The sequence below is a fragment of the Proteus sp. G2669 genome, from assembly GCF_009915245.1.
Lineage (GTDB): Bacteria > Pseudomonadota > Gammaproteobacteria > Enterobacterales > Enterobacteriaceae > Proteus.
In genome coordinates this window covers 31834-46168 of sequence record NZ_JAABLX010000004.1, presented here as the reverse complement: position 1 = coordinate 46168, position 14335 = coordinate 31834, and the positions used below count along the sequence as shown (strand labels likewise).

Here is a 14335-nt window from a genome sequence, read left to right as displayed (position 1 = left end):
AAAACGATGATGGCTTAAGGTTGTTCGATGATAAGCCCGTTTATTAGGCACCAGTAACTGATGTTCTTTCAATAAAGAAAATAGCCGATCACGACCAATAACCATCTGTTTTTGCTTTAAAATAAAATGTAATTTACGCCCACCCAGTCGAGGTTGTAAGACTCGTTCAGATTTAACAACATCAATAATGGCCGAATCTGCTTTCTTTCGTTCCTCAGTTCTATCCAGCCTCTTGTAATAAGCCTGTCGGCTGATCTGCATAAAACGGCAAGCAATTGTTACGGTGAGGTTTTTAACCGTTTTTTCTTTAATAACTCGGCTTTGCGCTTTTTTGACAAACGAACTCCAAAGTCTCTATCCATGACTTTAACCACAGCTTCGAAAAAATCGGATTTAAGCCGAGCTTCTTCAAGTTCCTTTTCAAGGATCTTAATGCGTTGTTCCGGCGTTTGTTGTTTAGAAGATTGGGTCATAGCTGAACCTCTATAAAAAGTATCAGGGGTACCGTTTGACCAATCTAACCTACCATGCTTACGAAGCCAAACTAAAACAGTAGAGCATCCTTGTATACCATAGTGATCTTGGGCTTGTTTATAGGTTATTTCGCCTTTTTCAACTTGGTCAACAAGCTGTAATTTAAAAGCGAGAGAATAATCGCGTTGAGTCCGTTTAGTGATTGGTTTCATTACATTCTCCAATTTCAGATTGGAAAAGTGTCAACCTTATTTAGGACGGGTCAAACTAAAATAAAAAGGCCAGAATAAGTTCATTCTGGCCTTTTTATTTCTTATAGCTTGTTTATTTTTTGTTTAAGTTAAAAGTAGTGAAATAAAAATATCTATTATTAAAAATAGATTAATAATAAATTAAAAAATGATGAATTAAAGCAATCAACTCTATCAGTATATATATGTTTTGTTTTATAAATTGTAATTATTTCAATGTGTTGCGTGTCATTGTTGCTGTGTTTTAGTTAATTATAAATTAATGAATAATAATTGAATTTTTTATAATATAACCATTCTAACTAATTAGTTTTTGTAAGGTGAGTTTTCTATTTTAATGAGGAATGTATGAGCGTCAGTTTTATAGAAAGATATAAATGGTTTCTACTTTTTATTTTTATATTATTAACTTATTTCATTCCTTTAGAAACGCGGCTATTGTGGCAACCAGATGAAATTCGTTATGCCGAAATTAGCAGGGAAATGCTGACATCAGGTAATTGGTCTGTGCCTTATTTGCTCGATATTCGCTATTTTGAAAAACCGGTTTTAGGGTATTGGCTAAACAGTATTGCACAATGGTTATTTGGAGGTGGTCATTTCTCCGTTCGCATTGTTGTTGTCACCTCAACGTTATTAACCAGCCTATTTGTTTATCGAGCTGCTTTGTTAGTTTGGCATAATCAATCTCTGGCATTTAATGCATTAGTGGTATTTTTATCCTCTTTTCTTGTGTTGTCTATTGGCACTTATAATATCCTTGATCCTATAGTGACTATGTTTGTTACTATGGCAATGTATTATTTTTTAAGCGGATTATTGACAACAGATAAAAAATCAAAAATTTATGCTTCCTTTTTAGTCGGTATTTTTTGCGGTTTAGGTTTTTTAACTAAAGGATTTATTGCAGTTGTTTTACCCACATTAGTCTTTATGATTACAGCAATTAGCTTATCTCGTTTTAAAGAAGTCCTTTGTTATGCGCCAATAGCGCTTATCTCTATGTTTATTATTGCAGGTCCATGGGTAATTTCAGTTGCACTTCAAGCCCCAGATTATTGGCATTACTTTTTTTGGATTGAACATGTACAGCGTTTTATAGCAAAAGGATCAGCAAGATCACAACCTATGTGGTTTTACTTACCTATTATTGTTTTCGGCATTTTACCTTGGTTAGGGTTTCTATTCGGTACACTTAAATCTGCGCTTTTTTTGAAAAAAGGCACTCTCTATTTTTCATTTTGGCTATTTATCTTTTTTGCGTTCTTTTCAGCCTCTAGTGGCAAGTTATTAACTTACATGTTGCCTTGTTTTGTTCCGTTATCCATTTTGATTGCGAGTTACATGGAAGAATTGAAAAATAACCCAAATGAAAAAATTCATACTATTAACGCAATAATAAATACAGCCTTTGGAATAACAGGTGTTTCTATTATTATTTATTCTCTTTATTCATCTCGATTTACACTATATGAAGTAGATGAGCAGCATAAAGTGATGCTGGCGATAGGGGGATTTTTTATATGGAGTCTGATGGGAATTGCTTCATTCTTTAAATCAACACGTTTGCTAACTTTATTTTGTTCTGTTGGATTAAGTCTTGCTATTGGATATGCGATCCCACATAAAATTGAAAGTAAAAGCACTCCTGAAAAAGCAATTAATCATTATTATAGTGAGCTAGCAAATAAGCCTTATATTTTAGCTGATGAAGTCGGTATTGGAACGTCACTAGCATGGGGATTGAAACGTACAGATATTCGTCTAACTGAAACGAGAGGAGAGCTTGCCTATGGTTTAGCATATCCTGATGTGCAAAATAAATATTATGATCTTAAGCAACTGGTTAACTTAATTGAAAAGAATAACTATCAAGGTATTGCTATTGTTTTGGTCAGACCTGAGCGCAAAGACATATTATCCGTTATAAGCCAATTAAAGATAAAACCTATTGTAGAAAAACAGGGTGATCTAACATTTGTTTTCTTTAACTGACTGATTTTTAAATCTATTTATATGTTTTAAATGGGGGGCTAAAATGTTATTCAAGTTTGTCATGACTTAGATTTGATTTTTTGTGTTGTTTTTATGTGTTCTAAGTTAAAAAATAGATTTTGTTGATGAATTTATTTTGCTCTTTTCCGTTTTAATGGTAGGTTTAGATTGTGTCCATTAAATCGGAGTTAGCTAAGCAATATATGACAAGTCACTTTACTTTATCAGAACCCCCGCCCAAACAAAATGTACTTATGAATGGGGGTAATTTATGCTGATTTTCCTAGCTGAATGTTTTATCGGTCTAGCATCAATTGCTCTTACTCACCGTGTATTAACGTTGTACGGTACTAAAAAGAAGTGATGGCTCCCCGCTAGCTAAAATAAGTAATCAATGATTACTTATAATGTAAAGTCCTATATCCAACATGATGTAGGACTTTTTCGTTATATTAATATATTATTGAAAATAGCCTTCAATGAGTTTTATTTTTTCAATATCCAGAGTGTTGGTATATTGATGTAATAATGCCCAAGCTTGAATATAATCATATTTAGCTTTAATTAAATCTTGTTGAGCACGATATAATAATTCTTCAGCATTAAGAACATCCACCATGGTTCGTTGCCCGCCAATATAGCTTTTTTGAGTTGCATCTAATTGTAATTTAGCGGAGGAGACAGACTGTTCATATGCATTCAATTTTATATTACTGGTCGTACAAATTTGATATTGATGACGTAACTCTTGTGTAATTTGCTGAATAGTAGCATCCCTTTCAAAAGCACTCATCTGATACATCGCGGTAGATTGACGCATTGATGCTGTCGTTTTTCCGCCATTAAATAAAGGTAAACTGACATAAAATCCAATATTGGCAGATTGATATTTCTGATTTACCGTATTATTACTATCGGAATCACTATTAGAATAAGAAGCATAGAGTTGTACTGTTGGAAAGAATTCACCTCTGTTTTTTTCTACTTCTTGTTTCGCTATTGCCATTTCATAGCGTGCAGTTTGAATATTGAGGTTATTTTGCATCACTTCCATTTCCCAATCTTCATAATTGCTGGGGGTGATGGATTGTAATATAAATTTTTTGCTATTTAATTTTGCAATATGCTCATTATAAGGAAGTGGAGAACCAATCATTGAGCTTAGTTTATTTTTGGCATTTTCTAGTTCAAGTTGAATATCTGTGTATTGAGACTGAGTTAAATATAATCGCGTTTGGATTTCTGAAATATCTGTTTTTGTTCCTTCACCTAACTCAAATAAACGTTGGCTAGACGTAAGCTGTTTTTTATAAATTTCTTGCTGAGAAAGATTTAATAATAATTTATCTTGGGCATAGGCTAATTCAATATAATGATCAACCAACCTAATTACGAGTTCAGAGAATTTTACTTGAAAACGGCTATCTGATAGTAACGTTTGTATAACTGATGATTTGTAGTCACTAAAAGCAGTGTAATCAAATAGAGGTTGGCTAATAATCGCACTGACAGAGTGGCTTTGGTAATTTTGATATTCTGTTCTCTGTAATTCTCCTTGGCTAGTATTAATCGGATAAACTTTACGTTGCCAATTTCGTGGATTATTTTGGTAATTAACATGAACACTAGGAAGTAATTGGGATAATCCAATATTTTCATACTCTTTGCCTGCAACTTGTTCTTTGATTGCAGCATTAAAAGTAGGATCATTTTTTACAGCTAAAAAATAGAGATCAGACAATGTGATAGCAAAAGTATGAAAACTGAACATCCATATCAATATAATAGTAGAAAGTTTTTTTATTAGCATAATTACTCTTCCGTTAAAGAAGTATGAACTCTATCTAATACAGGTTTAAAGAGATAATTGAGTAATGAACGATCGCCTGTATTAATAAACACATCAACGGGCATACCAGCCTTTAATTTATTTTTATTATCAGCAAGAAGTGTATTATCTTTTACATTAATAAATACTTGATAATAGGGTTCCGTTGTTCTGTCATCAATAAGTCTGTCTGCTGAAATTAAAGTAACTTCACCCGGAATTTTAGGTGTTGTATTTTGATTAAAAGCACTGAACATTAAATCAACAGGAAGTCCGGGAGTTACTTTGTCAATTAAATGAGGAGCTAAACGAGCCTCAATAATTAATTGATGATCTTGAGGAACAACTTCCATCAATGTTTGTCCTGTTCTAACAACACCGCCTTGTGTAAAAACAGATAAATCCATTACTGTTCCTGAAATAGGGGCAGTAATTTGCATTTTGGCCAGTTTATCCAATTCAATAATAAGTTGTTTTTCAGTTTCACTTATTTGTAATTGAATTTGATTAAGCTCAGTACGTGCTGATTGATAAAAGTTAGCATTACGTTGTAATATCTTCTGTTCATACTCTAGTTTTTGTTTTTCTAAGGTACTAATTTGTCCTAAGGTATCATTAAGATGATTATTATTTTCAGCAAGTTCACGCTCAACCTCTTGATAACGATGACGGGGAATATAGCCTTCAGTAGCAAGAGTGCGTAAATCTTTTATTTGACTCTGCAAACTATTAATTTGGTTTTGTTTGTTTAGTATTGATCTTTTTAGATGAATTAAACGATTAGAAATACCATCAATAATGGCGTTATAACCATTTATTTCACTATGCAATTCAATATATTTTTCATTAAGTAATCTATTTTGTAGTTGTAAGTGTTTATTTAAGCTCTCTGATGATGAATAGTATTTTTCGGTAGAGTCTAAAATAAACTCTGTTTTTTCATTGAGTTGAGCATAAAGGCGTTGTTGAGTTATAAGTAAATTGTCATATTGATCTGATAGGGATTTTACTAAGGCTTTTGATTGAATGGGGCTTAATTGAATAAGTGTTTGGCCTTCAGTCACACTATCCCCATTCTTCACTAAAATATCCGTGATAATGCCTTCCACGGATGCTTGAACACTTTTTTTGTTGCCTGAAATGGAAACATTACCTGTGGTGGAAACCCCTTTGTCTAAAGGTGCAAATGCAGCCCAAAAAATAAAGACAGCTAAGCCTAAAAGAATAACAGACCATCCTATTATTAAGAATTTTTTAGGATCATCGGAAATGTTTTTGACTATATTAATTTCATTTTTCTCTGTGATCATTGTTATTTTCTCAATATTAAGAATTACTTTGAGTAATAGGTGTATTTGATGGTGTTTGGGTGTTTTTTATTATTGATGAGTTATTTAATTCAGCAATAACGGCGGTTGTGGAACCAAATAATTTAGTGTGTCCATCAAAAAGAACTAAGAGTTTATTGGTCACTGAAAGCAATTGCTTTTGATGAGTAATTAAAATAACTGTTTTTTTATTTTTCTTGAGTATTTGAATTGCTTGTATTAATGCTTTAATACCCAAATCATCTAAATTAGAGTTAGGTTCATCTAAAACGACTAATGTAGGATTGCCATATAATGCGCGAGCTAATGCAATACGTTGTCGTTGCCCTCCAGATAAACCTTCACCATGAGCACCAATAAGAGTTTCATACCCATCAGGAAAACGTAAAATCATTTCATGAACATTGGCCATTGTTGCAGCCTGAATAACTTTTTGTGAGTCTATTTCTGAAAATCGGGCAATATTTTCAGCGATAGTGCCTGGAAAAAGAGCAATTTCTTGAGGTAGATATCCAATATATTGGCCTACTTCATTTTTATTCCATTGATATATATCTGCATTATCAAGGCGAATTGAACCTGTTTTAACTTCCCATATACCAACAATAAATTTAGCTAAGGAAGATTTACCTGAAGCACTAGGACCGATAATTCCTAACACATCACCAGGAACTAGTGAGAAATGTATATTATTTAATAATACTTGTTCAGTTTGGGGATATTGTGCCTGATTAATGTTAACTGTTAATTCACCTTTAGGTGAGGGTAATGCCATTTTTTTATTTTCTTCAGGGTAGGTTTTTAGTAATGTCGTCAATCTTTTATAGGCTTCTTTACTACTGTCCCAGTTTTTCCATACACCAATAACTTGTTCAATCGGTGCTAAAGCACGACCTAATAATATTGATCCTGCAATCATCATTCCTGGGCTAATTGTATTGTCTATTGCAAGCCAGCCACCTAATCCTAGCATTAAGGATTGCAATGCCATACGAGTGACTTTCGTTATTGCATTAACTCCCGCTGCGTTATCACTTGCCTGAGTTTGTGCTTGTAGATATTTAAAGTGGGTAATTTGCCATTGTGTTCTTAAATAATTTAACATTCCCATTGCTTCAATGGGTTGTGGATGTTCGAAATGATGGCCTTGTATGACTTGTGCTTGATTAGCAAATTCATTAGCTTTTTTTAATGATGTTCTAGACAAGTATTCATTAAGAATAGCTAATGAAAATAAAATTAGCGCACCACATAATGCAAATAACCCTAACCAAGGATTAAATAAAGCAATAACAAGAAGGTAAATAGGAAACCAAGGTAAATCAAAAAAGGCAAAAATAGCATGGCTTGTAATAAATTGACGAATTGTGACTAAATCATTAAAAGCTAAAGAAGAATTAATACCCGGTGTTTTATTTAATCTAGCTTGATATGCGGCGGTATAAATACGCGAATTAAGTGATAAATCAAGCTTGTTACTCATCCTAATTACAATGATACTTCTTAAATATTCTAGTCCACCCATAAAAATAAAGAGAGCTAACATAATAAGTGTTAGCATCAATAATGTCATTTCATTACCAGAAGGTAATACACGGTCATACACTTGCAACATATAGATTGAAGGAACTAGCATTAAAATATTTATTAGTGCTGTAAATATTCCAATGGAAAGAAATACTTTTTTTCTCTCTTTTATAATACTGGTTATTTCATTGTTATGTTTGCTTTCTGGCATAATATTATTCCTGATTTTATTTTTATCTACTTATTTATACTTGTAATTTTTTATCTATACGCATGATAATTTATATTTATTTTTTTTAAAAAATATAAAAATAACTCCATGTAAGTAAAAGAGGGCAGGAGAATACTATTTCTCCTACCCAATAAATCACGACTTAAACAATAAAATCAGTTTCGTAATTAACAAATCCTACAATATCAATTTTGAAATCAGCGCTAGAGTCATAACCATAAGCATTAATAGCGAGTTCACTTGAGTTTGTTGATTGATCATATTTAATGGTTGCCTCACCTGAGCGACCTGTAAAATTATCAACAAAATTAAGGAATTTATGACTGAAGGTATTTTCGATTAGCTCTGATAGATCAATCTTATCAATGCCTGATTTGAAATCCATAATCTTGTCCGCGGCTGAGACTAGAGAGTCGGAGATTTCTTTATAAACAAAGGTATTGCTACCTGTACCGCCCCATAATGTATCTTGGCCACCGCCACCATACAGTATGTCGTTACCACCACCACCGATGAGAATATTATCAGCATCATTTCCATAGATAATATCATTACCAGAGCCACCGATTGCGTTTTCTATTGTAACGCCTTGGGCAATAGAAACGTTTTTCTGTAGTCCGCCAACATCAGAGAAATGACCCTCACGTAAATCAATCACTTGATCTTGATAATATCCTGAGAAGTCAAATGTATCGTTACCACCACTGTCCCAAACGGAGAATATTAATTTATCGTTACTGCTTGTTGCAGTGTAATAATCAATACCTGTATTTGAGTTGAAGCCGTAAACATCATCACCTGTTCTGGTTGTTGTATTTGCACCATAGAGGTATTGCATTGCTGAAATATCATGAAGTAAAGGAGCACCCGCATAAGCACCTTGGAAGTGTGCACCAGTTTCATATTCATCCCAATAACTCATTACAGTATATTGGCGACTATCTTCAGCATAATCAGATTTTAAATAACCCGGTACGTTTTCTCCTGCGTTATAGTCTCCAGGATGCATTAAACCAAGTGCATGACCAATTTCATGAATAATAGTTAAGCGACCATAATTGCCTAATTCAGGCGTTGTATTACCCGCATAATAATAATCACTAAACCAAGCTTGGCCTGAAACATCACGCCCATAATAATCATAGGTATTTGGTAATGTTGCATAAGCTTGGAACTTGCCATATGGATCAGTAATGTTCCCAAAAGTAATGTCTGATTTTACATTTGGGCTTACTTCTGTAAATTTAATATTTGCGATATCAGACCATGCATCTAAAGATTGTCTTGCATGTTCTTTCTGTGTTGAATTAAATCCATAGGGATTTTTATCACCAAAGTCATTAAATTTTTTACCGGCCCAAGTTGGGAACGAATACGTTACTTCTGCCGCTTGTCCAATAACATATTTCCCATTCCATGTGGAATTTTCGCGTGCGATATGTTTTCCTGCGGTATCATAATCAAAAGAAGGTAGAGTCTTAGCTGAGAAATTATAAAAAATTCCACTCTTATCTAATAAATCAGAAACATTAGATAATCCTACTGCTTTTTTTAATAAAGAAGAACCCATAATATCCTCCGGATATCAAGTTTAGGTTAAGTTTATTTTCATATTGAAAATAGTTTAATTATCTGGTGAGTACCAGCGATAATAAAGATAGCTATTTATTGATATTAATCTAGAGGGGGAAAATATGTTTTTAAATAATTGTGAAGTGAGATGTGTTTTAAGTCAGAATAATTTAATGAAGTAAATAGATCATGGGTTATTTTATCTTTAGGTATTTTTTATAATGTTATTATATGATTACGTCATGATTTTATCATATTATATATTCCATTTTGTTATTATAAGGCTTAAAATTTTTAAACCTTATAATGTATTTATATTATTTTTAAATGTATTAAACATTGTTTAGAAAAAGATCTTCATAACTAAAATTACCCATAATATCTATTGTCAATTGATTATTTATTAGTTTGTCATTATTGGTTATTTCTAATGTGGTTTTCTTATTGTTATAAGAAATATTTATTTTATGATTTTCATCAGAAAACTCTTTTGTTAATGATGGTTTTATTAATACTTTATCTTTTGGTAATTGAAATAAAATGGCGTCTTCATTTTTGTTAAAATCATAAATAATGTTATGACCATAAGTATTATTCTCTAAGCTAAATATAAAAATATCCTTTCCTTGGCTACCAAACAATTTATTGTTACCCCCTTTGATAATAAAGGTATCATCATGGTATCCACCATCAAGAATATTGTCGCCTTCTATAGCTATTAATACGTCATTACCTGAGCCGCCATAAAGAATGTCCTGACCTCTTCCACTAAAAAGAGTATCATCTCCTTTTTCACCAAAAATAAGATCATCGCCATCGTCACCGTAGAGGGTATCATTATCAATGCCCCCATAAAGAGTGTCATCTCCATCCCCCCCATAAAGGATATCATCGCCTTGCTCACCATAAAGAGTATCATCACCTTTTTTACCGCTTAAGGTATCATTTCCCTTATTTCCTTTAAGATAATTATCAACTTGATTACCTAAAATATAGTTGTCTTTTAATCCACCTAATGCATTTTCAATAACAGTCCCGAAAGCAATTGAAATATTATTTTCTAATCCGCCTATACTAGAAAAAGCACCTTCATTAAGATCTATTTTTTGTTCAACATCATATTGAGAAAAATCTAGTGTATCGTTACCACCTGCATCCCAAATACAACTGATTATTACATCTCTATCTGTATTGAGAGTATAGGCTTTTCTTTCAGTGTTTGAATTAAACCCATATACAGTGTCACCTGTTCGAGTTGAGGTATTTTTACCATAAAGTTGTTGAATTAAATAAATATCAATAAGCATTGGGCTCATTGGGAAATTATCATGAAAATCAGCATATTCTTTTTGTGGCATATTGTATGCCATGACTGAATACTGGAAACTATTTTCTTTAATATTGAGATTGTTATTATCATTAAATGTATGTGGTAATCCTAAAGCATGGCCTATTTCATGTATATAAGTATAAAATTTATATGTTCCTTTTTTAGATGGTTCTAAATTATTTTCTAAGTGAGAATTAGCATTTAAATTTCTAAATAAATGAATATCATCTTCATTTTCAATATAATAATAATTTATATTATCGGATTTTTTCATGAAAGCATCTATTTTAGGTTTTCTTACTGGTGTAATATGTGATTTATTAACTGTTTTTATATATTTTGTTTCAGAAATATTTAACCAAACCTGCCCTGGTTCGCTATAGTCTGAAATGCTAGAGATTTCTTTTTCTGGGTGTTTTTCTTTTGTAGGGTATGTTGAAAAACCGCCTATTTTAAAAGAATGTTTTTCATAATATTCAAACACATTATTATAAAGACCAATTCTTATATCAGTATCATGTCCAGCTTCTTTTTCTATGAATTTAATATTAGTGATATCAGCCCATAACTGTAATATCTCTTTTGCTAAAGCTTGTTGAGGTTTGTTTAGTGTAGTTATTGTATTATATTTATCTGTTCTTAATTCAGTATATGTTGGAAAACTAAATGATATCTCTGTAAATTTATGGCTAGGATGTGATTTTTCCCATATAGCAATATCAATTCTATTTTCTTTCATTACATCAATGATAGAGTAAAATGCTTTTGTTTTTTTTATAGTAGATGAACTCATGGATATAATTCCTTTTACATGAAGTGTAAAAGAAATTTTATATTACTATGATTTTTAATCTTTTAAAATAAGACCAAATAAAAATGGTAATAAGTTTAAAATTATCTTACTACCATTTTCTAAAATAGAAGTGGAATTAATTAACTATGAACTAAATTTCTTTTCTCTTTAAAAGCAAATACAAAAATAATTGCTAGAATTAATGTATATGAAGCAAATATTAACCAAATAGAGTGCCAGTCTTTTATTCCATCGATTGTAAAATGATCTACGACCATGCCACTTAAAATGGAACCCGCGTATGCACCAACACCATTGACCATAGTCATAAATAACCCTTGAGCACTGGCTCTTATTTCAGGTTTTACTTCATTTTCGATATAAATAGAGCCTGAGATATTGAAAAAATCAAATGCACAACCATAAACAATCATTGAAAGCATTAGCAACACAAAACCCCAAGGAGAGGGATCACCATAAGCAAATAATCCAAAACGTAAAGTCCATGCAATCATACTAATTAACATGACTTTTTTTAATACCAAAACGTTTGAGAAAGAAGGGAATTGCTAAGATAAAGGCCACTTCAGCCATTTGTGATACTGATAATAAAATTGATGGATATTGAACAATTAAACTATCAGCAAATTCAGGGTTTTTAGCAAAATCATGAATAAAAGGACTACCAAATGTATTAGTAATTTGAAGTACTGCACCTAATAGCATGGCAAATAAAAAGAAGACGGCCATTATAGGCTTTTTAAATAAAACAAAAGGAATAGAGTGCCAAACAAAGCGAAGCGACTGATGCAATATATAGTTGAGTGTTGCTGAGTTCTAATTTAAGTAAGCTAACACACCACATGGCGATAATAAAACCTATCGTGCCAAAAACACGAATAGGGGGGAAATTAGCAACAGAATCTAATTTGTGTTTCTTTAAACAGAAATAGCCAATTGAGTTTGAAAGTGCAATTGTTGGCATAAAAGCTAATGCATTAATGAACATAACCCAGAACATGATGGTAGGATCAGTCACTGATGCTGAAAAAAATAAAGCAATAGCACAAATAATATGACAGATAATATATAAACGATTAGCGGGAATAAATTTATCTGCAATTATTCCGAGTAAACCAGGCATAATGAGGGCGGCAATACCTTTTGAGCCATAAACTAACCCCACTTCAACCCCAGTGAAATGTAATGTTTGCATCATGTATGCACCTAGGGTGATTAACCAACTTCCCCAGATAAAATATTGCATAAACATCATGCCTTTGAGCTGTATTTTTATTCCCATAACAATCTCCACTGTTGGGGGATAGGATTAGAGTGGAATATAGGCAGCTATCTATATTCCACTTTTTCTTTAATTGATAAAAAGTTATAAACGTGCGATCACTTCACTAATAAGTTTTAAGAAGGTAGATTTTACGCGCTCTGCGGTTTCAATCACTTCATCATGGCTAAGTGGCTGTTCTAAAATCCCACAAGCCATATTGGTTAAGCATGAAATACCTATGGTGTCTATGCCTGAATGGCGAGCAATAAGTGCTTCTGGTACCGTTGACATGCCAACGGCATCAGCACCCAATGTTCTTATCATGCGAATTTCAGCCGGTGTTTATTACTTTTTTTACAGTAAGATAGCGATATTCCTCTTTAACTAGCGAAATAATTTAATAAAGGAAATAGCTATGCTATTGAAAAATTTAAAAGAACTTCAGTCTTCTAAGACATCAAAAGCATTAAAACTGAAAAGCCTTTATAAATTAATCGCAGAAAATGGCCCGATAAAAACAGAAACGCTGACTGAGTTAGCACAAATGAAACCGGCGACTTGTGCCCGATTACTTGACGAATTAAATGCTCTTGAATTAATTACAACTGCAGAATTAGGTGAGTCAACCGGTGGACGAAAACCTATTTTGTATAATATAAATACAGAAGGGGTGTTTTTAATCGGTATTGAACTAAGCAAGGTCTATTCAACAATTGTCTTAATGGACCTAAAGCTTAATATGTTAGATAAAATTAAAATCTCACCTGAACCTTATTTGTCTGCCTCTGAAATGACAGACAAACTATTGCCTAAAATTGATGCTTTATTATTAAAAAATAAAATTAATTATGAAAAGGTGCTGGGATTAGGGATCTCTATTGAGCATGTTGTTGAACATCAACTAGCTTCTGAATCTCTTGATGAAGAATTTCGTGAGTTAGAGATATTATTGCGTAAAAAAATTCCTACTTACGTAACAGTAGGGAGTGGCGTACATTTTGCTGCATTAGCTGAGTTTCGTTTATATTACCGCCAAAAAACACAACGGTTTTTATTTACATCTTGTGATACCGAAGTCAGAGGTTGTGCAATTATTGCTAACCAGTTTTTAACTGATACATCAGTAACGATGAATTGTTTTGGCCATATGACAATCGATGTAAAAGGGACTTTGTGTGAATGTGGCTCTTATGGTTGTTTAAATACACTCTGTTCTTTAGATGCTATAAAAAATAACGTTATTCATCAAATAAGACGAGGAAAAACCTCCTTATTAACATCGCTTGTTAGTGTTGATGATGAAATTAATTATCACACTATTTTTCAGGCAATTGAAATGCGTGATCCTTTGTGTATTGATGCATTAGAAGAAGCTGCTTATTACTATGGATTGGCTATTGCAAACTCTATTTTAATGCTACAACCTGATATAGTTGTGTGTGGCGGTACGTTAATTCCTAAATATACATTTTTTGATACCGTGAAAAAGACGATTGAAACTAAACTCCCACTTATCCCAAATATAAAAACAGAAGTTTATCCCGCAAGTCACGCTTATGAAATCGTGTCTCAAGGTGCAGGAGCAATGGTATTGGAACATTTAGTCAATTAATAAATGAAAAAGGCGCTGTAATATCAATTACAACGCCTTTTAGTTTTTTATTGTTGTTTGTTTTTACTGCTTAACCCTGGTGAGGTTACCTGCTAGGAGACAGGTTTA

At 32.5% G+C, this 14335-nt stretch carries 8 protein-coding genes and 2 pseudogenes; 2 read left to right on the top strand and 8 right to left on the bottom strand.

The window, feature by feature from the left end; genetic code table 11:
* Window positions 1-686 (bottom strand): annotated as a pseudogene (locus GWI68_RS20200) (IS3 family transposase); the annotation flags it as partial.
* A gap of 387 nt (window positions 687-1073) precedes the next feature.
* Here GWI68_RS20200 and arnT point away from each other — a divergent pair.
* Entirely contained in the window at window positions 1074-2720 is a 1647-nt protein-coding gene (gene arnT / locus GWI68_RS00280; protein ID WP_166539057.1) for a lipid IV(A) 4-amino-4-deoxy-L-arabinosyltransferase, read from the top strand.
* Between the two features lie 460 nt (window positions 2721-3180).
* Here the strand turns inward: arnT and GWI68_RS00275 are convergent, their stop codons facing one another.
* The 7 genes and pseudogenes from GWI68_RS00275 to GWI68_RS00245 form a co-directional block, all read right to left on the bottom strand.
* On the bottom strand, window positions 3181-4530 hold the full coding sequence (locus tag GWI68_RS00275) for a TolC family outer membrane protein (protein ID WP_208105076.1): 1350 nt from the start codon (window positions 4528-4530) through the stop codon (window positions 3181-3183).
* A 2-nt stretch (window positions 4531-4532) separates the two neighbouring features.
* A complete protein-coding gene (locus GWI68_RS00270; RefSeq protein ID WP_166539056.1) occupies window positions 4533-5858 on the bottom strand; it encodes an HlyD family type I secretion periplasmic adaptor subunit in 1326 nt (441 codons plus the stop codon).
* A gap of 16 nt (window positions 5859-5874) precedes the next feature.
* Entirely contained in the window at window positions 5875-7614 is a 1740-nt protein-coding gene (locus tag GWI68_RS00265; protein ID WP_109409417.1) for a type I secretion system permease/ATPase, read from the bottom strand.
* A gap of 163 nt (window positions 7615-7777) precedes the next feature.
* On the bottom strand, window positions 7778-9205 hold the full coding sequence (locus GWI68_RS00260; protein ID WP_166539055.1) for a serralysin family metalloprotease: 1428 nt from the start codon (window positions 9203-9205) through the stop codon (window positions 7778-7780).
* A gap of 334 nt (window positions 9206-9539) precedes the next feature.
* On the bottom strand, window positions 9540-11330 hold the full coding sequence (locus GWI68_RS00255; RefSeq protein WP_166539054.1) for a M10 family metallopeptidase C-terminal domain-containing protein: 1791 nt from the start codon (window positions 11328-11330) through the stop codon (window positions 9540-9542).
* Window positions 11331-11470: 140 nt separating this feature from the next.
* Window positions 11471-12633: pseudogene (locus GWI68_RS00250) on the bottom strand (nucleoside permease).
* 84 nt (window positions 12634-12717) lie between these two features.
* A complete protein-coding gene (locus tag GWI68_RS00245; RefSeq protein ID WP_347877514.1) occupies window positions 12718-12945 on the bottom strand; it encodes a hypothetical protein in 228 nt (75 codons plus the stop codon).
* Between the two features lie 85 nt (window positions 12946-13030).
* On the opposite strand from GWI68_RS00245, the gene GWI68_RS00240 reads away from it, so the two are divergent.
* Window positions 13031-14227, top strand: coding sequence for an ROK family protein (locus tag GWI68_RS00240; protein ID WP_166539053.1), 1197 nt, complete (start codon window positions 13031-13033; stop codon window positions 14225-14227).
* The last annotated feature ends 108 nt before the right edge of the window (window positions 14228-14335 follow it).